Below are 20643 nucleotides of genomic sequence, written 5' to 3' on the forward strand. Positions count from 1 at the left end.
GACAGCAGCTGTGTAATAGTGATGCCATGATTTCAGCTGACCACCGACCTGCCTGGCTACTCCTGGCCGTCGGCGAAAACCGCGCCTTCGGAAGTAACGACGGCTACCGGGATGAACCGGAAAGTCATTATCGGTGGGATAGTACCGTACCCAATCACGCAAAGCTCGAAGCGGGCCAGAGGATCGTCCTGTGGGACAAAAAATCCAGCCTAGGTATGTCGGTAATCGAATCGATAGATCATGGGTTGTCAGTAAAGACTGTCTACAGTTGCCCGTCTTGCGGAAAAGCCCACATCAAGGCCCGAAAGAACAAGGCCCCCCGCTACAAGTGTTTCGCATGCCAAACCAACTTCGAGACGCCGGCTTCAAAGACGATTGAAGTCACGGAGTACACGTCGCATCATGGAGATGCGTGGGTAGATTTGAGTGGGTTACTCCCTGGGGGCACGCTTCGGAGCGTCTGTGAGAGTCCGAAGTCGCAACTGAGTCTGCGGCCGCTGAAGTGGGAAGCGTTTAAGGCTGCGGCGTCCGCGGCCGGGGGACCGGAGCTTGTGACAGTAGTCGAAGCAGCGTCCAAGATGGCTGCCGGCGGTCACAGCACAGCCAACGTCCGCGTGCGGCTCGGTCAGTCCGCGTTCCGGAAGTCCCTGCTCGACTCCAACGGCCCCGTCTGCATTTTCACCGGTGAATGCCCCCCAGCAGTGTTGGAGGCCGCGCACCTTTACAGCTTCGCGAAGATAGGGCAGCATCACGAGCACGGCGGCTTTCTCATGCGCAGGGACCTTCATCGGCTTTTCGATTTGGGACTCCTCGCCGTTCACCCGAAAACTCTGACCGTGGATGTGAGCCCTACGCTGGCTGGTTATCCCCCATACAGCGGGCTGGCGGGACAGTCCCTGAGCGGCAAGGTGAAAGAGGTTCAGGCCCAATGGATTCGGGAGCACTGGCAGGAGCACAGGGACCCGAGCGCCGGCAACGTCGAGCCCTCTGACTAGCGTCTCTTCGCCTTTGCAGCGCACAGACGCTGTCGCATTGTCGGTGGCAAATCAAAGCTGCGGAGATACGAGTTAGCTTGCTGCGAGTCGCAGGGGTGAGGGGCTCAGCTGCGTTAGCCATGTGGGCGCCCTAGGCTAGGTAATATCTGATAAGTGACAGGGCCAGCAAGAGACGGCTTGAGAATTCGAGGGGGATGGCCGATGGTGGCTGGGACAGATGTTGAGTCGTTTGATGAAGAGCTGAACGAGCACCAAACCGCCGTGCGGGAAGTGGCCGATCATTTGGAGGGCCTAGTGCGAGGGGGCAAAAGCATAGCCGCGGCTGTCCTAGCCCTTTCCAATGGCTTCTTCAAAGTCGAGGATTCGCTGCTGAACGCTGGCCGCGCAGAATACGAACGTCGGCGCAGGATTATCCAGGAGTGGGACGACGTCGAGGGCACCGATGTCTTGCATAATGGCGGCGAGGGAGGCTGGTACGGGGGGCCTAAGGATGGCGATTTTTTTTGGCCACCTCTTCGCAATCGACTGAAGTCCGAGCTTCCGGACGCCTTTGAGGATGTGGACAGATCCTCCTCCCGGGTAATCGACCTGGGGGAGCGACCGGGTGAAGAGACCATTGACACGCGTGGGCTCGTGCTGGGATACGTCCAAAGTGGCAAGACCACTAACTTCATGTCGGTCATCGCCAAGGCAGCCGACGTCGGGTACCGGCTGATCATTGTGCTATCGGGGATCACCGACAACCTTCGGCAACAGACACAAGAACGACTCCACGATTATCTTGTTGACCCGTGCCAAACCCGTGTGCACCTTCTGACTACGCAGGATCAGGATTTCTCCGAGATCACCCCGTCTGAGGCTCTCTTCAGCCAAGATGATCTGCGGCTGCTCGCCATTGTCAAGAAGAACCCAGCCAGGCTGAGGCGACTAAACGCCTGGATCAAGAAGGCATCGGCAACCACTCTTGCCAACTGCCCGATCCTCATCATCGACGACGAGGCGGATCAGGCTTCGATCGATGTCGGGGGCAAGCGCCAGTCGACTATCAACAAGCTCATCCAGGAATTGCTGTCCCATCCAAAGGCTGCGTACATCGCCTACACTGCAACCCCGTTTGCTAACTTGTTGATTGACCCCATCGACGAAGCGGGCCTATACCCCCGAAATTTCGTTGTCACGCTGCCCCGGTCCGAGGCGTACTTTGGTCCGGAGCGAATCTTCGGCACCCTGGAGGCCGAAGAAGGAGTCGCACCAGACGACGGTCTGGACATAGTCCGCGAAGTACCTCCAGAAGACGCCGCTATCGTCAAACCGCCGACGAACAAAGACAAACTCGAACAGTGGACTGCCGACGTCCCGCCCTCGCTTCGATGCGCCATCCTCTGGTTCGTTTTGGCCACTACCGCCCGGAGACTGCGGTCGACTGAGATTCGTCATTCCTCGATGCTCGTTCACACTTCAATGCGCGCCGTGGCGCATCAAGCAACGAAGGAAGCTGTCGAAGCCGAACTTGTTGCCCTCCGTAGGGACGTTGAAATGCAGGACCCAACAGTCATCGGCGAACTGAGGGACCTATGGTACACAGAGACCCAACGTGTGGACCCCGCTCTTTTTGATAACCTGCCGGTTCTCATCGATGATGTGATAGAAGAGCTCCCGCGGACCCTCGGTGCTGTGAACGTGCTTACGGATAACTACTTATCCAGCGAACGACTCAAGTACACAAAAGCAAAAGCTGAGACCGTGATTGTTGTGGGAGGCAACACGCTCTCCCGAGGTCTTACTCTCGAAGGACTGATTTCAAGCTATTTTGTTCGGGCCGCGTCAGCCTACGACACCCTGCTGCAGATGGGCCGGTGGTTCGGCTACCGAAAAGGCTATGAGGACCTGGTCCGTGTCTGGATGACCGTCGAACTTCGTGAATGGTTCGTTGCGCTTGCAACGGTCGAGGCGGAGATCCGGGAGGAAATCGACACTTACGCCAAAGAAGGAAAGAAACCATCCCAGCTGCCGGTGCGCATTCGTTCCCACCCGCAGATGACGATTACCGCCGCAGCGAAGATGCGCAGCGCGATTAAGGTGAACGTTAGCTACTCGGGCACCAAGGTCCAGACCATCCTCTTCAACGATGACGACAAGAACTGGCTGGATGGAAACATCGCGGCCACGGTCGCCCTTGTATCAGCCGCTCGTGCCGCCGGCCATACCGAAGATGAATTGCCCAGCAAGAACGTAAGAGGCTTTACAGGTATCTCCAATGACCTGATTGTCGACTTCTTGTCCGATTACAAGGTCCACCAGGATGCGCGGACTATTCAAACCGACACGGTCCGCGAATACATCCGCGCCCAGGCGGATAAGGGATCCTTGGACTCGTGGAACGTTGTTTTTATTGAGCGCCAGAACACCGCAGAGTCGGACTTGCAGCTAGGCCTTGACAAACCCCTGAAGCTCTTGCGCCGTCGAAAGATGGCCTCGGGGAGCAAGAGTGGCGTGGCGAATCTCAAAGCGATCTCGTCACGGTGGGACCGGTTCGCGGACTTGGAGTACAACAAGAAATCCATTGTCGACTCCCACGGGCTGTCCGGCGAAGGCCAGGTTCGGGACTACCACTTGCGAGACTTGAGGAAGAAACGGGGGCTGGACAAGGTTGGCCTCTTGGCTATCTACGCCATAAATAAGGATTCCGAAGTTGCAGAAGCTGCCTCCGCGGATGCCCTCAACGCTCTCGAGAGCGATCCTACGGAATCGAAGTCCGAACGTGCTCCCCTGACAGCAGCGAACCACATGATCGGCATTACACTTATGTTCCCCGAGGCTCGTGACCTGTCCGACACCGTGGATTACTACAGTGCCAATGTAAATCCTGACGACGTCGAAGATGTAGAGGCAGAGCTAGCTGCAGCCGATGACTTCGACGAGAAGCACGCGATCCAAGAAGAGGCTGCCTCGAAATGATGGACGCTAAGGAATCATCAAGCTCCATTTTTTCGTTTCTTCAGGGGCAGGTGCTTGCTCCTCAGAAGCTCACGGTCAGGAACACTGACGTGCAAACCGCGCATGGACCCATCGTTCATGCCATCGACGGCAATGGGCACCCAACACTCCTCGTCCCGGTCGCCTCCCACCCGGAGAACAGCATCGACTGGCAGAACAAACTGGTCACCTTCGGCTACCGCACCATAACTGTCGCCGGCAAACCGCAATCGTTCTTGGCACTCCAGTGCCTGGCTGAGCGTGTGCGGCCACAGTTCAGCTTGCTGGCAGACGACATCTTGGACGCAGTGGCAACCAATCCCAGCGGGGCTGACTTGCTTACAAGGCAAACTGTCGAGCGCTGGAAGGAGCTGCTGCGCGATGACAGGCCGCGTCTCTTGGGTCAGCCCCAACTTTCCGGTCTTTATGGAGAACTTCTGTTCTTGGAACAACTCACTTTTCACCACGGTCCATGGGCGCTGCGGTCGTGGACCGGACCCCAAGGAAACAGGCATGACTTTGAGTTTGAGAATGCTTCCGTCGAGGTCAAGACCACATTGAACAACAACAACATGGTTGTTGCCTTCCACGGTGCACGCCAACTCCAAGCCACCAGCGGTCAGCCACTGTATGTATGCGCCTATCAAATTGAGAACACGCCGCAAGGCGAATCCATCCCAACTGTTCTCGAGCGTCTCTACGATGCTGGTATCAACCGCCTGGATATGTTGCGAATGCTGGAGAAGGTCGGCTATTTCGAGTCGGATTCCGGGCACTACGCCGCGCATCGTTTCTCGGTCCTTCTTACCAAAACACTGGCCGTGGACAACGCCTTTCCCCGCATAACCCACGAGACAATGCCTATGCCCGGAATGCTGGACGGGATCTCCGCGCTGCAGTACTCCGTTGATTTGGGACCTCTGGATGCTGCCGACGTCGCCCTGGAGGAATTGAAAGAGGCCGCGTCGCTGTGAGCGGGACGTTCAGACTCTTCCGACATCCGTGGGAACCCACCGGCAGTGGCGACGCCAAGTCTATTCAAAAGGCCATGGGCAAGACGACCTTGGACCTATGGAGCGTCCTGCTTAGAGAGTCACTCCAGAACAGTTGGGATGCGAGACAAGACCGCCACATCGAGTTTCATGTTGCCGACACCCTACTCTCCGAAGAGCAAACCGGCGTACTTGTGCACGACCTTTTCTGGGAACTGCCGCCTCAAGGCGCCTCACGGCAAATTCCTCAAAAGGTGAGCGGCGGGCGTCTGCGGGTCCTAACCATCTCCGACTATGGAACGACCGGTCTGGGCGGTCCCATCCGTGCCAATATCGAACCTGCCGAGGGCGAACGCGCTGACTTCGCTGACTTCGTGCGAAACTTCGGCCGCGATGACGGCAAAGGACTCAGAGGCGGAACTTATGGCTACGGGAAAGGTGTGCTGTACCAAGCCAGCAGCGTGGGTGTATGTCTCGTCTACTCTCAGGCGGTTGTGGGGCAAACCATCGAGAACCGCCTGATCGGCGTCTCTGGTGGTGACGGAGGCTATGTCCAAGCAGGCTACAAATTCACGGGTCGAAATTGGTGGGGCGCCATTTCTGCAGACGGAATCGTTGATCCCGTCACGGGCGATACGGCTCGGCTGATAGCTCAATCCGTGGGTATGCCAGTGCCGGCATTGGGACAGACCGGCACCTGCATTATGGTGCTCGCTCCGCAGCATTTCCAAGGCGAAGGCGACAACGTCCTACTAGTGGACCGCATCTCGGCCATCCGGGCGGCCGCCATTAAATGGGCCTGGCCCCATGCCGTTGATACTGGCGACGGGCCGAACGTTCGCTTCGTCTTCACGCTGGACGGGGCACCGCTGCCGGACATCGATCCTATGAAAGATCCGCTTGTTCGCCATTTTGCCCAGGCATATGCCGACAGCGAGCGGTTCGCTGTCCTGAAGAAGGTCCCGATTTCCTCGCAGACCAAGCTCGAGACAATAATGTCTCAGAAGCCGATCCGTCGCCTCGGAGTGTTGGCCATGCGACAGGCCATCAATCACATTTCTGATGATCGAAGTTTGGAGAATTCGGTGGCCCTCATGCGGGCACCTCGGATCATCGTCAAGTACCTGGAAGTCACAGCACCAGCCGATGACTATTCCGTCTACTCGGTGTTCCTAGCCGACGAGACTGTTGATGAAGACTTCGCGTCTTCAGAGCCAGTTACGCATGACGACTGGATAGTCAAAGATGCGATAACCCGCGGGAGCTTTAACTTCGTTCGAATCGCATTGAATCGAATTGAGGGAACCTTCAAACGGATGCATGGTTCTGCGGGTCCTGCTACTGCTGCACAGCAAGCGGCTGGCGCAACTCGGATCGCCACCGCTTTGGGAGGCTTGATTGGGGGCATCAGCGGCCACGGAGCGGGTTCACAGCCGGAGAAGGGCCCGGGTACCCGAGGGCAGATCAAAACAGGGGGCCGTCGCGCCTCTGCGAGGCTAGCTGCGCCTCCACGCCTTCTCATCATTGACGGCTCGGCACATGTTGGTTTTCCATACACAGTGACGGGTGGGAAGGCTGGCGAGTCCTTCGAACTCACAGTAAGCGGACAAGTGGTCACTCTTACCGGCGCCATCGAAGTGGATGCTCCTCTTGGTGCTGACGAGCCCCATTTTATCGGCTGGAAGGTGGAGGGAGAGCTGGTGCGCTCGAAATCCATTCGTGTGGATGTTCCATCTGAGCGAGACTACCTCGCGATATTCACCCAGCCGAAGAACACAGCGGTGACTTCTACAGTGGAACTGGAGCCGGTGGCCGTATGAGGACGATTAGTGTCGGTCATCTCGTCGTCGAGGACGGGGCGATTGATTCTCCCGAATGGGAGTACGCGGTAAATGGGCAAATAACCAAACTTTCAGGGAACACCCTCCCGGATTGGAACTACTTTTCCGACTTGGATGTGTCCTGCGTGGTGACCGTGGATTTGAGCGCTCTGCGCCAGGAGTTGCATATCCCCCCGGATCTCGTGTTGGCGTGGGTCTTGATCGCCCGATCGACTTCTTCCCCTGTGATCACGACCAGCAAGCCCCTTCCCGTGATTCAAGGGGCCCAGGAGGTTGCGATTACTGTGCCGGCCTCCACCTTGGGAGGGGTCCTTGTCCTCGAGCTTGAGATGGGCGTCCTGTCGCCCTCGAAAACTACGGCTGCGGACTTCGCCCCCGCTCAGGTGGGGCACACGGTCTACCGAAGTTCGTCGCGGATTGTCCTCGAAGGGGACGCGGGCCAGTTGCCTATCCTCCCCGTCTCCTTCGCAGACCAGGGCATTACCAACCCGAAGTCGTCCCTGTGGTGGCTCCGCGTGTTGTCCAAGGACCTTCATGATCCGGCGGGCGCGACTCTTTGGATGTGGCTGAACACGGACAACCCGCAGCTACGGCCGTTGATTGATCATACCGATTCTGAAACCGGGGATGTCTGGATGCAGGTCTTGAAGATGGACTTCGTCCGCCAGTTGCTGCGTGAGGCACTCAGCCATCCCGACCTAGATGAGTCACACAACTACCCGGAGGGGTCGCTCGGAGCGTTACTCCTCGGCGTTGTCAAACTGGTGGGTACCTCCGTCGACGCTGTCAGAAGTAAATACAGCGACGACGCGGGACGGGTGGAAGCTGATTTGCAGGGCATCGTGAATGGGGGTGGAAGTTGAGCGGCGCTCCGGTTTGCTTTCCGAGATTACCTTTGACGCAAGCAGTCGCAGCCTGGAGTGAGTTGAGGATCCTTCCCTTGCAGGAAATCGGTCAGCTTTCGTCCACAGTCTCGACGACGGGAGCAGAGTTTTATCCTGTCGCCACTGGTCGCTGCACTGATTCTGATCTAACAGATCTGCGCGCGGCGGTAGTTGCGGAAGCTCGATCCCACGGTTTCCCGGACATGGACCTCGCCCGGCAGAAAACAGAATTCGACCAAGCAGTCTCGAAGATTCTCTACGAACGGATGAATATCCTGCCGGCTGATGCCGCAAGTGTTGAGGTGTGGAACTTCATCAACATCCGTGTCCTCCCGGACGTTGCTATCTGGCGCTACGGTCACAGATCTGACGATGGCGCGCGTTGGGAGGTCAAGGAACGCCGTCTTTTTGCCATGAGCCGCACAATCTTTGGAAGATTGTGGTGGAGGGCCTTTCTTCTGGGCCCTGAAATCTCTGTGAGGCTAAAGGAGGACGAATCGGTTCAACTCGTTGAGCGTCCCCGAATCGGTGGTTATGCGCCGTTGGCCCGCGCTATAGCAACCAGGCATCTGGCATCCGTTTCCACGAAACGCATGGACCTCCTACGGGATGCTATGAAGAGGTTCACGCGGCGCTTGGTTGTGGTTAGCGTATTCCTCATGTCGGAGGAGCAGATTGCAGAACTTGTCGAGGACGTATTCTTGGAAAGCCAAGAGGCTCTCAAGAACGCGGAGGCTAAAAAATAGCTGCTATGCGTTGCCCAATCTGGTTCGCCAACAGAGGCGGCACTGCGTTGCCGACTTGAGTGAACTGCTGCGTTCGGTTCCCCAAGAAGATGTAGTCGTCCGGGAAACTCTGCAACCGTGCGGCTTCACGAACCGTCAGGCTGCGCATTTGCGCGGGGTCCGGGTGAATGTAGTAATGGCCGTCCTTTGCAATGTGGGATACGACTGTCGATGAAGGTAGATCGGCCATTTGAACGCGGAATCTATCTTCAAAGGGCACTACATCGGCCTCGATGTTCGCATGTAAGGGCCAAAGATCGCGGGGGAGCTCTCGCACTTTCGGACTGGTCAACCGCCGTTCAGCAAGTGAGCTAAGGGCGCCATATCGAAGCAGATCTAAAATCATGTGGCTTCGGGCTTCGTGGTTCCATGTGGGTAGCGCGGCAGCGGCGGTGGGCCTTATGAAGTCGTGGTAAAGCCGGACGCTGTCACTCATCAGTCTTTCAAGAGCCTTTGGCTGGTCCCTGGAGGAGAAATCAAGAGAGTTCATCCCACGGCGGTGACCCCCAGCGCCCGGAAGGTACTTTGCAACGTTTCGGCGGACGTCGTACCAAGCTTCAGTGTCGTCAGTCTTGAACCTCGAAATTTTAGACCTCAGCGGGGGGAGGTTTCCAATAGCATCTTGCACTGTTACTGTGTTTGCTCGCTGGAGCGCCAGTGGTCGTTTGAGGCCGCTATCTCGGCTTACGCCCACAATAATTACGCGATGACGCTTCTGCGGTACACCGTATTCTTCAGACCGAATAAGGAAGTCCGAAGCTGCCAAAGCTTCACCTTCTTTGTCCACTACCATTGAGAACAAATCGTAGTGAACACCGTCGGATGGCTGCTGCAAGTCTGCCCGAATAAGATCGAACATCTTTTGACCCCTGTTTACCGACGACAACAGGCCTTTAACGTTCTCCATAACGAAAACTGTGGGGCGGTGCGTCCTAATGATGTGCAGATATTCCCGGTAGAGGAAGTGCTTGTGGTCATCCTGGAAGGAGGAATCGTTCGTTCTCCTCGATCGACCGGCCAATGAGTAGGCTTGGCAGGGCGGCCCGCCGATTAGGACCCATCGGTTTGAGTGAGTGCCCAAGGCCCTCCGAATAATGGCATCAGACTCAGCCCTGCTCTGTTCGGACAGGACGAACTCGTGGACTTCTTCGACGGCGTCTTTGTAAGCGACATGAAATTCAGGGTCAGCGTGCAGTGCAGCCATAGATAACTCACCCGACAAGAAGTCACTTAGCGCCGCATTGGCTGTCGTTCCACTACCGCGTAGTGCCCGTACTGCACTTCTGAACCTAAGCGTTTGGACGGCTGACGTTTCCATCTCAATCGACGCTACGGTACGAAAAACGCTTCGTCCGCTGCCGTCGCGGACGGAGGAGAAACCCTCGTTAAGGCCGCCGGGTCCGGCGAATACGTCGATTACAGGTATCAAGTGGCTCTCCTCAGGTGATGCTGACTCTCAAAGTTACCAGGTCCACGGCAACTCGTAGGCAGCGCGGGGCGCTATGTGGACAACTAACTGGTTCCATCTTGTGGACATGGTCTCTCGTAGCTCTGACACTCCAGGAAATCTGCAGCTAGGGGCCGCAGCCAGGGAGGGCCACCACTGAAACACAATTCCCAAGATGCCCGCAGATCCTGCCGCTGCCCGTCGGTTGCAGTCGTCCTCCACTCTCACGAGAAATACCTCCCGGCTTCCCGTAATAGCGGCCGACAGCTTACCACCGTCATACGCTGTCAACGTGCACTAGGGCCCCTGCCACTCTTGCATTGGGCCCATCTTGTGGTGGGGCCCTCACTGACCAGGAACCTAGGCGTTATGAAGAAGTTGGATAAGGCGAGATGCACTCCACGGACGCCTGGCGGACGATGGCGTGCTTCTGTGCATACTGAAGCATTGTCCGAGCCCAGCCTGAAGGTCCCCGAAGCGGGGTCGTCCTATGGGGCGGGTGTGTGATCACCCAGCCCAGCCATCGACCGTCCCCAACGACCATTCGACCCATACCATCTCTGGCCTGCGTCATCACCTCTCCCGCTGAGACCCCAAAGGGATATACCTTGAGGCGGAAAGCTTGGGCCACGTCATATCCGTGCAAGATGAGCATCCGGAGCCGGGATCGGTGAGGTACGTGGACAGGTAACCAGCAGCATGCCGGGACTCATGCCGTGCCCGGAGCCCACTGCGAGCCCCGAGGAGTTTGACAGGCACGTGACCGCGACCCCAGGCCGCCAGAATCAGTTGTGGGCCGCAGAAGCTCGCCTTTGCTCGACGCGCGCAGCTATGGTCTCGTCCTTAGGCTTGGAAGGCGGCGGTGTCCGACGACGCTGACGACACTAAAGAAGAGCCTAATGTTGTGGTTCAAGGGTTAGGGCAGGGTCCGCGCCCTATGGGCTCTAGATTCATCTAAAGCCCCTTCAAGCGCGACAATACTGGTCTCCCAAAAGTCCTTCCGGTGTATCGCATCCTTGAGTTGGCGTGCGCGTCTGAAATTTGCTTCCGGGTCATCGAGTATCTTCAAAATTGCATCAACCCACGAATGTTCGTGATCAAACGGGATGGTCTCTGGTGGCCATGCCGTGGTACCGTCCACGTCGCGGATCAATCGAGCAAGGCCGCTGTCTCTGGTGATTAGGATAGGGACTTCAGCTGCTATGGCTTCATAGGCGGAAAGACCAAACCCTTCTGTTCTAGATGGCATGAGGACTGCGACTGCTGTTCGAAGATCGTGCTCAATGTCATCAGAGTTTGTGCTAAATTGCCGGAGCATTGGTTGGAAGCCGTACGGCGCAGCGAGTTCGTCAACCTTTCGCTTTACTTCGGTGTGCTCTTCGGGGACACCGCGAATGACAAGGCTTATAGTGTCCGGGTAGTTGGGTCGCAGCGTCCTAGCTTCGCCTACAGCGCGGATGGCAGTGGCGATTCCCTTAGACTCGAAGTCGTCCGCACGGGCTGTGATCAGGAAGCGCTTTTCCGTCGGAACCCGAGAGCGGCTCCGCGGCCAGTCGCGGAGGCCGGGAAGCAGGCAGGAAACCTGCCCTCCTCGCTCACTGAAGAGTGGATCAGCTAGAACTTGATCCTCAATCCAGCCAGTGAGCTTCTTGCCCACGCCTGCGACTACGTCAGCACTGCTGGCAAGCTCGACTTCCAGCGCGGATCGCTCGGCCGCTGTCCTGGTTCGAGGCTCTCCGCCGTAGGATTCTTTTGCTCTCTCCAGCTCCTCCGCGTGCATATGAACGAGGTGTATTCGAGAACTCGAAGGATGCTGCATTTGAAGTGCGTAGGCATAGGGGCCAAGGATTCGACCATGACCAACGATTATGGTCGGTCGGAAATCGCTTTGGTCTAGATAGCGGATACCAGTCAAAAATGCTGGTGGTCCTTGCACTCCCGGAATCTGATTCGCTGGCAGCGCCAAGCGAATGCCATAGTCCTTCGCGCGTTGGTGATCAAGTTCCGAAGGGGCTTCTGGTAGCGCAATGCAGACTTCACGGTCTCGGGCCCGAAGCGCTTTGGCGAACTCGAGATTGAAGCTGGAAATTCCCCCTTTAGCCGGAGATAGCTCGTCGGCTACAAGAAGGTATCGCTCTCGCTTAGTCCCCAGGGATGAGTGGGGTACTATGTCCTCGGCGTTAATTGCGGCTTCTTTTTCCGAACTGAGTTCTTTATCATCAGCCCAGCGCCTAAGCTCGACCGCTCGCTCAACTGCTTCGGTGAGTGACCGTTTCTCGTAACGAAGAAGTCGTCCGTCACGCATGACCACTACAGCATTCTGAACTCCACGATCTAAGAATAGGACTGCATCGAAACCGGGCTTTCGGAGAGCTGCGCCCGCAGAAGATCGCACCTCAGCCGAAAGTAACTCTGGTGTAAGCTGCCCTTCCGTGGGGACGAACGATGATGGGTGACTTTGCCATATATCGGCCCCGTCAATGATCAGGAAAACCAGAGACCCATCCGGGAGTTGCTGCCGTAGCCGCTCAGCAACCACCGCTCGTCGAACCGCAACTTCCCGAACGCCACGGGCACCACGCACTGCTATGTCGAGAGCGATGTATTGCCCGTCGTGCCGTAGGACGAGATCCGGGGTCACCCGGGCATAGCTGCCCTCGTCAGCAACGATTCGGCTCCCGGGGCGTTTCACAAACTCAAATTGGTTTGAGAAGCGAAGCTCGGCAGCTACTTGCCTTTCCAACTTGCTGTTGTAACGCTGCGCCTCATTCGATTTTTCTTTTGAGTTACTCACTTTCTCGACTTTAGTGGGAGCAATGCTTTGGTGCCGGTTGGGAACCGTCGTGTCTGTTATTCGACAGCTGGCCAGTCAGCTAGTGGGGTCTGTCGTTGCATTTCACACTAACCCTCTTTTGACAGACACAGACGTAGACAAGCCTTGGAACCAGCCGCCGACTCTCGGAATGTCACGCCGGTACCGAGCCGGCTCGATCGTCCGACAATAGGGTGGAGGAGTGCTCGCCGCGCGCGAAGGTTTGGGAGACTTCTACATCGTCCACGCTATTGTGCTCGTAGGTGAGGAGCTCCGGAGCTGAGCAGCCGGGTGTGGAGCGACACGGAAACGATAGCTAGGTCCGCCTCTTACCTGCCGCTCGCCCCTGATCCTTCATGGTGCAGTACCGGGGACAAAGGAGGTCCACGGTCACTTCGCGGCGCACAAATTGATGCAATTTTAGGATGGCTGGGTTGAACCTGTCTGCCAACCTCCGCCACCTTAACCTCAACCCCTGTATTGCTGAACTTCTGCACCTGCCCCGGTTCGGCGCCGTCGTCCGTTACCAGAGTCCAAGGCAGCGCGAGCCGGGCCCAGGCATGGAACGGCCGCAGGCCAAGCTTGGACGAGTCCGCCAGCACGTACACCTCCCGGCCGCGGCGGGCCATGAGCTCCTTGAGCCGGGTCTGGGCGTGGTCGGCCTCGCAGATGCCGTCCTCGGCGGTGACGGCGTCGGCGCCCAGGAACACGCGGTCGAAGCTCATCCGTTCCAGCGCCGCCTCGGCCAAGGGCCCGACAAAACTTTGCGAAAGGCTCCGCAGCCGGCCGCCCAGGCAGTCCACCTCGATGCCCTCCGAATCGGCCAGCTCCTGCATGGTGTTGATCCCCGGCGTCGTCACGGACAGCTTTTCGAACCCCCGCAGTTCGTGGGCCAGGGCACCCACGGTGGAGCCGGCGTCGAGCAGGATGTTCTCCCCGGGCCGGATCACGGACGCCGCCCAGCGGGCGATCGCGTGCTTCTGCTCAAAGGCCTCACCGGTGCGCTGCCGCAGCGACGCCTCCGGGTGCGCGCCCAGCGCCATGGCCCCGCCGTAGGTGCGGGCCAGCCGGCCTTGCCCGTTCAGCAGTGCCAGGTCGCGGCGGATGGTGGAGGCGGTGGCGGGCGTTTACCCAGGAACAACCGCCCGCTGCAGCTCGAGCCGGAACACCCAGAGCAGCACGTCCTCGCCAGACGCGTACCAGTCACGTTCCGGAACCCGCTCGAAGCCCATGGATTCGTAGAGAACATGGGCCCGTTCCATGAACGTCGCACTCGTAATGCTGATTGCACTGATGCCCGGTAGGGACTGGGCATGTTCGATTACCTCACGAACAACGGCGCGACCAACCCCGCCGCCCTGTGCCGCCGGATCGACCGCGAGCATCCGGAATTCGAGCTCATTTTCCACTGCGATCTCGCTGTACGGCTGCCCTGCGAAGGTGAGCGTCACCGCCGCGACGACTGCACCGGAGGCTTCGGCCACCCAAACCTCGGCATGCTCCGCCCGGTGCTCCACGTTGGCCAGGACACTCATGTACGGGTGGTCGGCCGTGAAGTGCCCGGCGTGGAGGTACGCCTCCCGCGTGATTCTCCGGACCTCTGAATAGTCCGCCGGCGCGGCTGGCCTGAAAACCAGATTCACCGCGCAGCAACCCCGGCTCCCGCTACGCGGGCAACGTATTCGGCCAGCGGGGCCAGCGCCGGCTGCGATGAATGATCACCCACCGCATCCGCGCCAACAGTGTTGGCCACCGCCAGCGCCGTTGAGTAGCCGAGCCCCGTCCGGAGCGCCAGAACCAGGGCTGCGCAGAACGCGTCGCCTGCACCGATCGTGTTCGCCACCGTCACCATAGAAGCAGGCGCCTCGGCAACCCGCCGCCCGTGCTCGAACATCGCCGACCCGTCCTTCCCGTACGTCACCGCGACGAGCTTGGCTTCCGCCAGCGACGGGATCAGCTCGTACTCGGTCTCGTTGACGATCACCAGGTCGCAGCGCTCCAGCAGTTCCACCGGCAGGTCCATGGCCGGGGCCGCGTTCAGGACAAGGAAGCCGGAGGAGCGGCGGGCCGCCTCCAGTACCACGGGCAGGCCGACCTCGAGCTGGCACAGCACCGTCTCGTCCGGACCGAACTCCACGCCCTCCAAGGAGAATCCAGCGTTCGCCCCCGGGCACACCACGATCTGGTTCTCGCCGTCGCGGTCCACCACGATCAGCGCCGTGCCGGTCGCGTCGCCGTCGAGCACTGCCACATCAGTGGTGTCCACTCCCGCGCCAGAAAGGGACTCCAGCATCAGGCGGCCGGAGGCGTCATCGCCCACAGCCCCAATCATCCGCGAACTGGCGCCCAAGCGTGCAGCGGCCACCGCCTGGTTGGCGCCCTTGCCGCCCGGCTGCTGCGTCAAGGTGCCGCCGCCAAGGGTCTCACCCGGGGAGGGGAGCCTGTCTGCGGTGGCGATGATGTCGAGGTTGATGCTGCCGACGACGGTGACGGCAGGAAGTCGAGTGCTCATGGAAAGTCCTATCGGTGAAGCCAAGGCGGCTGGATTAGGAAATAGTGTACGGCACGGTTGTACTTGTGCGTCATACATGGTTGTATAACAACTCACATCCCAAGGGCAGGAACCACCTGCAGAACAAAGGAGTTTGATGTGAACACCCCAACGTCAGTCGCCGCGTCACCGCCGGACCTCGCCGCCGAGACACCAAAAATCGCCGGCCGCCGCGCCGCCCTGCTGATCGCCACGCTGCTGCTCGGCGTGCTGTCCTTCCAGCTCAACGCCAGCATGGTCACCCCGGCGCTGCCGCAGATCGCGGCCTCCTTTGGCCTGAGCGCCGACAGCGCAGCCCCCGTCCAGTCCATGTTCTTCCTGGCCGGCGCCATCGCCGGGCCCGTCATCGGACGCTGGAGCGACTTCATCGGCCGCCGGACCGCCCTGCTCCTGGTCCTCGGAGTCATGGGCGCGGGCACCATCCTCTGCATCGCCGCCCCCACTCTGCCGATCCTCATCGCCGGCAGGTTCCTCCAGGGAGTCTCCAGCGCCGTCTTCGCGCTCGCCTACATCGTGCTCAGCGAAAACCTGCAGGCCCGCGTCTTCGGCACCTCGGTCGGCATCATCGCCGCCATCAACGGCGGCGTCGGCGGCTACTTTGGCGGCCTCATGGCCGAAACCCTCGGCTTCCGGTCCATCTTCGTCGTCGTCCTCGTCCTGACGGCCATCGCCGCCGCCTGCATCCTCAAAACCGTCCCGAAGGGACGTCCGCAGGGAGTACGCGGCGCCATGGACTGGTGGGGCGCAGGGTCCCTGTCCGTGTTCCTGGTCTTCATCACCTACTTCGTCTCCGGCGGCTCGGCCGCCGGCTGGACCGCCCCCAGCACCATTGGCCTGCTCGCCGGCACCATCGCGTCCTTCGCCGCCTTCTGGATGATCGAGAAGAAACGCACCAACCCGCTCATCGCCGTCCACCACCTGCGCTCCCGCCAGGTCTGGCCGGTCATCGCCACCACCGTCCTGACCCTCGCCGGCATCTTCGCCATCATCAACTTCACCGTCGTTCTGCTCAGCCAGGACACCCACCACGGCTTCGGACTCAGCGCCTCCCTGTCGGCCCTGCTGTTCCTGACCCCCGCCGCGCTGATCGGCGTCTTCGCCGCACCCCTCGCCGGCTGGCTCGCCGACCGCCGCGGCTGGATCAAAACGCTCCGGGCCGGAACCGGGCTGAGCCTGGCCTGCGCCATCGCCGCGGCCACGTTCTCCGACAACCAGGTGGCCGTCCTGATCGCCGTCGCCGCCCTCGGCATCTTCTACAACGGCCTCTTCCTCACCGCCATCAACGGACTCTCCGTGCTGCTCTCGCCCAAGGAAGCCCCCGCGGCCCTGCCCGGCATCAACGGCGCCTCCTTCGGCATCGGCGCGAGCCTCGGCGTCGTGCTGGTGGCACCGTTCGCCGCCCAGGCCACCTCCGCCGGCTACACCACCGCCCTCTGGATCTCGGTCGCCATCACCGCGGCCGCCTTCCTCGTTAGCCTCTTCGTCGCGGCACCCAAGGGCGAAAAGCTCTAACCCCACACCCGTCCATCAGCACATCCAGCACCAACGAAACGAGAAACCCAGCATGACCACGCCCATCAGCCACCCGTTCTATCTCGACTGCGACACCGGGATCGACGACGCCCTCGCCCTGGCCTACCTGCTCGCCTCGCCGCAGGCTGACGTGCGGGGGATCGGCACCGTCAGCGGCAACGTCAGTGCCGCCGTCGGCGCCCGGAACACCCTGGACCTGCTCCAGCTCGCCGGGCACGCCCACATCCCCGTCGCGCTCGGCGCCCACGACCCGCAGGCCGGAACCTTCCACGGCGGTGCCCCGCACGTCCACGGCACCAACGGAATCGGCGAAGTCTCGCTGGAGGCCGCCGACGCCGAGCTGGTGCCCGGAACCGCCGCCGAGATGCTGGTCCGGCTCGCCCACGAGCACCCCGGCACGCTGCGGATCCTGGCCGTCGGACCGCTCACCAACATCGCCGAAGCGCTGCGTTTGGACCCGGAGCTGCCCCGGCTGGTTCAGGACATCACCATCATGGGCGGCGCCGCGTTCGCGCCCGGGAACATCACCCCCGTGGCCGAGGCCAACATCGCCAACGACCCCGAAGCCGCGGCGGACGTCCTCGACGCCGACTGGGACGTGACCCTGGTGCCGCTGGACGTCACCATGTCCAATGTGCTCGAGGAAAGCCACCGGCAGGAACTGCTCGCCGCGGACCATCCGGTCCCGCAGGCACTCGGCGACATGCTGGGCTACTACTTCCGCTTCTACGAGAGCCAGTTCGGCCGGGCGTGCTCGGCGATGCACGACCCCCTCGCTGCCGCCCTCGCCGTGGGCGGCGTCAGTGCAGCGGTGGCCCCGGTGGTGACGGTCGCCGTCGACACCACCGACGGTCCCGGCCGCGGCCAGACCATCTGCGAGCTCCGCGGACGGTACATGGACTACCCGGAGCAGCCCGGCGCCCGCTGCCGGGTGGTGCTGGAGCTCGACGGCGACTTCGCGCCGCACCTGGTGGAGGTGCTGCAGTCCTTCTCTGAAAGCACGACGGCGGCAGTTGTCGTGGGTGCGGCGGTCGCCTAAGCGGTCGTGTCGGCCGAGCCGGTCAGGACTGGATGGACTGCATTACGGAGAGGTGCCCGGCGCCTGCCCGCAAAGTCAGGAGCCCGTTGATGCCTCACTCCTGCCTTCCGCCCGCTCCCAGTGCTTCCGGAGCAATTCGGCCAGTCGCTCCGGCTCGATCCGGTGTGGCGGGTCGAAGTGGTGGCGCTTGGAGAACACCTCCAGGTGGAAGTCCGGGAAGAAGACCCTTGCCAGCCGGCCGGCGATCTCGCCGTAGTCGTCCGGGTTGCTCAAGCCGCCAAGGGCGAAGAAGACCGGCTGGGGAAACGCGGCCAAACGTGCCCTGTCCAGGTCATAGCTCTTGAAGTTCTGCAGGAACGCCCTGATTCCCGCGGGCCGCTTTGCCATCCACGGCGGCGGGGGACCCGGAGGCGGTGGTGGAAGCACGACGTCGGGCTTAACTCCCAGCCTGATGAAGGCGGGCATGAACTGCTCCGGGGGAAGGGCTTCCAGCTGCTCGTACTTCTTCCAGAGCTCCGCGTGCGCAGGGCTCCAGTCCCAGTTCCCGGCCCAGGCAGGCTCCAGCAGCGCCAGGCTCAGCAGACGTCCGGGATGCTTGGCAGCGAACGCCAGCGCCGCCGCGCCGCCGCCCGAATAGCCCACAAGGTGGAACCTCTCCCATCCCCGGGCGTCAGCTTCGCGGAGCACGCCGTCGATCTCGGTGTCCAGGCTCCAGTCAGGCGGCGGCTCATCGTCTGCGTAGAGCTCCAAGTCTTTGGCGACGGCCTCTACATCCCGGCCCAGGGCGTCTATCAGAGCTTCGTACGCAGGCTGTGCGGGGAGCACACTCCCGGGAAGAAGGATGGCCCGTATCCGATCCATAGACGAACCATACGCCCGAGGTGGCCTACCGGCTACCGGCCGCTACGTCGTGAGGGGAAGGCCAGCACCAGGCGCGTTCAGCGCCTCGTCTCGTACCTGGTCATGATCACGCCGCCGGGAAACGTCCGCGTTTCCATCAGGTTCAGGTTCACCCAGCTGTCCAGCGCGGTGAAGAACGGCGTGCCGCCGCCTGCTAGGACCGGATGGGTCACGACCGTGTACTCATCGATCAGCCCGGCCCGCATGGCCGCACCGGCGAGCGTTGCGCCACCAATCCTCATCGGATCGCCGTCGTCAGCCTTGAGACGGGTGATCTCCTCGACCGCGTCACCGGCGACCACGCGGGTGTTCCAGTCGACCCTGTCGATCGTCGAGGAGAAGACCACCTTCGGCGTGTCCCGCCAGTTCCGTGCGAACGCGATCTCCTCCGGGGTGGCATTGGGCTGCTGGTCGCCGGTGGGCCAGTGGGAGCTCATGGTCTCCCACAGCTTGCGCCCATACAGCAACAGGCCGATCGCCAGCTCCTGATCGAGCCACCACTGGAACAATTCCTCGCTCGGCACGCCCCAGCCAATGTCGTCGCCGGGCGCGGCGATGTAGCCGTCCAGGGTCACGTTCATGCCGTAGATCAGTTTCCGCATGGCGCCAGCCTTCCGTCAGTCTCCAGCATATAGACCAGCATGGCGCGGGAACCTCCGTCCTCGCGTCAACTGAGCTGTCTGGTGGAAGATCCTCAACTGGACGCCATGCCCTAATGACTTCCGCCGTGCAAGAATCGCCGCATGGATGAAGATGAGCGGCAGACAAGGCAGGAATTGATGCTCCTTGACGCCCTGGTACAGGCCATGGATCGGCGTGACGAGGTCTTCCAGATAATTGAGGATTCAGAGGACGCGGACGAGGCAAGGCGTCGGGTGGGTCAGCTATTGGGTGTGGGAGAGTTGGGCAGCCGGGCAGTCCTCGACCTGCAGGTTAGAAGACTCACCCGGGACCAGCGTCAGGCGCTCGCTTCCCGTGCAGAAGAGCTTAGATCAAGCTTGCCTGATGGCCGCTGAGGAATCCGGGGGTCTCCGTCGATCAAGAGCTTCAGGGCGGCCCGCAGTTGTTTGGGCTAGCTCGCGTCAGGACTGCAGGGACTGCATCACGGAGAGGTGGCCGGCGCGAGCTGCGATGAGGCACTTGGCCAGATAGAAGGGCCGGTTCGCGTGCCTGACGTACTGCGTCAGCACGAGGACCGGATCCGGTGCCCGCAGATCAAGCAGCTTGGCCCGGCTGGGCCCTACCTGGCTCAGGCTGATCTGGCATTCGCCGGGCCCGAAGACCTTGCCGAAGCGGTTGTTGAGGGTGGCAAGCAGGCTGCTGCCGCCGTCGTCGTCGATTTCCAGCGGCGCGGCGGCAGCGGGAGTGCTGCCCAGACTCACCGGCAGGGCCGAGATGTTTTCCTGCAGGTGGGCGATGGCTTCACCGTCGCGGATCAGGACCGACTCCCATAGCCAGCAGTCGGCTCCGGGCTCGACGCCCACGCCGGGGGCGACGAATTCGGAGGCGGGCTGCCGCTGCCGCTGGATGCGTTTGATTTCGATGTGCTGCCCGGGGCCGCCGAGGACTTCCTCGAAGGGGCGGATCCGCTCGATGCCGATGCGGGGGAGGGTGTCGGCGACAAACCGGCCGACGCCGCGGCGGGCCCGGATGAGGCCGTCCTCTTCGAGCAGCATCAGCGCTTCGCGGACCACGGTGCGGCTGACCTTCATGTCCGCGCCAAGTTCCGTTTCAGTGGGGAGCATCGAGCCGGGCGTCAGCAGGCTGTTGCGGATGGCCTCGGCGATCCGGGAGTACACGGCAACCCGGAGCGGCGAGCCGGGCTGGGCCTCCACCGGCTGGGACAGGAACCTGGCGGCGTCCTCGTGCACGTTATTCCTCGCTTAGT

At 60.9% G+C, this 20643-nt stretch carries 16 protein-coding genes and 1 pseudogene; 9 read left to right on the forward strand and 8 right to left on the reverse strand.

Annotated features, from left to right (window positions below):
* Nucleotides 1-26: 26 nt before the first annotated feature.
* From AC07YR_RS12705 to AC07YR_RS12730, 6 genes are all read left to right on the forward strand, one after another.
* A complete protein-coding gene (locus AC07YR_RS12705; protein WP_494734157.1) occupies nt 27-995 on the forward strand; it encodes an HNH endonuclease in 969 nt (322 codons plus the stop codon).
* A 201-nt stretch (nt 996-1196) separates the two neighbouring features.
* On the forward strand, nt 1197-3953 hold the full coding sequence (locus AC07YR_RS12710; protein WP_494734158.1) for a Z1 domain-containing protein: 2757 nt from the start codon (nt 1197-1199) through the stop codon (nt 3951-3953).
* Nucleotides 3950-4945 carry a PD-(D/E)XK motif protein gene (locus tag AC07YR_RS12715; protein WP_494734159.1) on the forward strand — a complete coding sequence of 332 codons (996 nt, stop codon included), beginning with the start codon at nt 3950-3952 and terminating at the stop codon, nt 4943-4945. Before AC07YR_RS12710 ends, AC07YR_RS12715 begins: the two co-directional genes overlap by 4 nt.
* Nucleotides 4942-6783, forward strand: coding sequence for a hypothetical protein (locus AC07YR_RS12720; RefSeq protein WP_494734160.1), 1842 nt, complete (start codon nt 4942-4944; stop codon nt 6781-6783). Before AC07YR_RS12715 ends, AC07YR_RS12720 begins: the two co-directional genes overlap by 4 nt.
* Entirely contained in the window at nt 6780-7667 is an 888-nt protein-coding gene (locus tag AC07YR_RS12725; RefSeq protein ID WP_494734161.1) for a hypothetical protein, read from the forward strand. The genes AC07YR_RS12720 and AC07YR_RS12725 overlap by 4 nt, the downstream gene beginning before the upstream one ends.
* A gap of 32 nt (nt 7668-7699) precedes the next feature.
* Nucleotides 7700-8434 carry a DUF6339 family protein gene (locus AC07YR_RS12730; protein ID WP_494734162.1) on the forward strand — a complete coding sequence of 245 codons (735 nt, stop codon included), beginning with the start codon at nt 7700-7702 and terminating at the stop codon, nt 8432-8434.
* Here AC07YR_RS12730 and AC07YR_RS12735 read toward each other — a convergent pair.
* The 5 genes and pseudogenes from AC07YR_RS12735 to AC07YR_RS12755 form a co-directional block, all read right to left on the reverse strand.
* Nucleotides 8424-9677 carry a DNA cytosine methyltransferase gene (locus tag AC07YR_RS12735; protein ID WP_494734163.1) on the reverse strand — a complete coding sequence of 418 codons (1254 nt, stop codon included), beginning with the start codon at nt 9675-9677 and terminating at the stop codon, nt 8424-8426. The genes AC07YR_RS12730 and AC07YR_RS12735 overlap by 11 nt on opposite strands.
* A gap of 1159 nt (nt 9678-10836) precedes the next feature.
* Nucleotides 10837-12714: a glycosyltransferase family 4 protein gene (locus AC07YR_RS12740; protein WP_494734164.1), complete on the reverse strand. Its 1878-nt coding sequence runs from the start codon at nt 12712-12714 to the stop codon at nt 10837-10839.
* A 467-nt stretch (nt 12715-13181) separates the two neighbouring features.
* Nucleotides 13182-13850, reverse strand: a pseudogene (locus tag AC07YR_RS12745) (DeoR/GlpR family DNA-binding transcription regulator); the annotation flags it as partial.
* A 9-nt stretch (nt 13851-13859) separates the two neighbouring features.
* Nucleotides 13860-14375, reverse strand: coding sequence for a GNAT family N-acetyltransferase (locus tag AC07YR_RS12750; protein WP_494734165.1), 516 nt, complete (start codon nt 14373-14375; stop codon nt 13860-13862).
* Nucleotides 14372-15244, reverse strand: a complete 873-nt coding sequence (locus AC07YR_RS12755; protein WP_494734166.1) for a ribokinase — start codon at nt 15242-15244, stop codon at nt 14372-14374. The genes AC07YR_RS12750 and AC07YR_RS12755 overlap by 4 nt, the downstream gene beginning before the upstream one ends.
* A 138-nt stretch (nt 15245-15382) precedes the next feature.
* Between AC07YR_RS12755 and AC07YR_RS12760 the strand changes: the two genes are divergently transcribed.
* Nucleotides 15383-16795, forward strand: a complete 1413-nt coding sequence (locus tag AC07YR_RS12760; RefSeq protein WP_494734167.1) for an MFS transporter — start codon at nt 15383-15385, stop codon at nt 16793-16795.
* A gap of 52 nt (nt 16796-16847) precedes the next feature.
* Nucleotides 16848-17855 carry a nucleoside hydrolase gene (locus AC07YR_RS12765; RefSeq protein WP_494734168.1) on the forward strand — a complete coding sequence of 336 codons (1008 nt, stop codon included), beginning with the start codon at nt 16848-16850 and terminating at the stop codon, nt 17853-17855.
* A gap of 75 nt (nt 17856-17930) precedes the next feature.
* On the opposite strand, the gene AC07YR_RS12770 is transcribed toward AC07YR_RS12765, so the two are convergent.
* Together AC07YR_RS12770 and AC07YR_RS12775 are read right to left on the reverse strand one after the other, a co-directional pair.
* The gene (locus AC07YR_RS12770; RefSeq protein ID WP_494734169.1) at nt 17931-18716 is read right to left on the reverse strand and encodes an alpha/beta fold hydrolase; all 786 of its coding nucleotides are present in this window, start codon (nt 18714-18716) and stop codon (nt 17931-17933) included.
* Between the two features lie 77 nt (nt 18717-18793).
* On the reverse strand, nt 18794-19357 hold the full coding sequence (locus AC07YR_RS12775) for a dihydrofolate reductase family protein (protein WP_494734170.1): 564 nt from the start codon (nt 19355-19357) through the stop codon (nt 18794-18796).
* A 141-nt stretch (nt 19358-19498) separates the two neighbouring features.
* Between AC07YR_RS12775 and AC07YR_RS12780 the strand changes: the two genes are divergently transcribed.
* The gene (locus AC07YR_RS12780; protein ID WP_494734171.1) at nt 19499-19771 is read left to right on the forward strand and encodes a DNA gyrase subunit A; all 273 of its coding nucleotides are present in this window, start codon (nt 19499-19501) and stop codon (nt 19769-19771) included.
* Nucleotides 19772-19837: 66 nt separating this feature from the next.
* Here AC07YR_RS12780 and AC07YR_RS12785 read toward each other — a convergent pair whose 3' ends face one another.
* Nucleotides 19838-20626 carry a GntR family transcriptional regulator gene (locus AC07YR_RS12785; protein ID WP_494734172.1) on the reverse strand — a complete coding sequence of 263 codons (789 nt, stop codon included), beginning with the start codon at nt 20624-20626 and terminating at the stop codon, nt 19838-19840.
* Nucleotides 20627-20643 lie beyond the last annotated feature (17 nt).

The organism is Arthrobacter sp. GW460-12-1-14-TSB2, from assembly GCF_059423525.1.

Bases quoted from the DNA above. Each gene is read 5' to 3' on its own strand.
- AC07YR_RS12735 (WP_494734163.1), bottom strand. From the start codon at position 9,677: ATGGCTGCACTGCACGCTGACCCTGAATTTCATGTCGCTTACAAAGAC.
- AC07YR_RS12765 (WP_494734168.1), top strand. From the start codon at position 16,848: ATGACCACGCCCATCAGCCACCCGTTCTATCTCGACTGCGACACCGGG.
- AC07YR_RS12710 (WP_494734158.1), top strand. From the start codon at position 1,197: ATGGTGGCTGGGACAGATGTTGAGTCGTTTGATGAAGAGCTGAACGAG.
- AC07YR_RS12755 (WP_494734166.1), bottom strand. From the start codon at position 15,244: ATGAGCACTCGACTTCCTGCCGTCACCGTCGTCGGCAGCATCAACCTC.
- AC07YR_RS12715 (WP_494734159.1), top strand. From the start codon at position 3,950: ATGATGGACGCTAAGGAATCATCAAGCTCCATTTTTTCGTTTCTTCAG.
- AC07YR_RS12775 (WP_494734170.1), bottom strand. From the start codon at position 19,357: ATGCGGAAACTGATCTACGGCATGAACGTGACCCTGGACGGCTACATC.
- AC07YR_RS12770 (WP_494734169.1), bottom strand. From the start codon at position 18,716: ATGGATCGGATACGGGCCATCCTTCTTCCCGGGAGTGTGCTCCCCGCA.
- AC07YR_RS12780 (WP_494734171.1), top strand. From the start codon at position 19,499: ATGGATGAAGATGAGCGGCAGACAAGGCAGGAATTGATGCTCCTTGAC.
- AC07YR_RS12705 (WP_494734157.1), top strand. From the start codon at position 27: ATGATTTCAGCTGACCACCGACCTGCCTGGCTACTCCTGGCCGTCGGC.
- AC07YR_RS12725 (WP_494734161.1), top strand. From the start codon at position 6,780: ATGAGGACGATTAGTGTCGGTCATCTCGTCGTCGAGGACGGGGCGATT.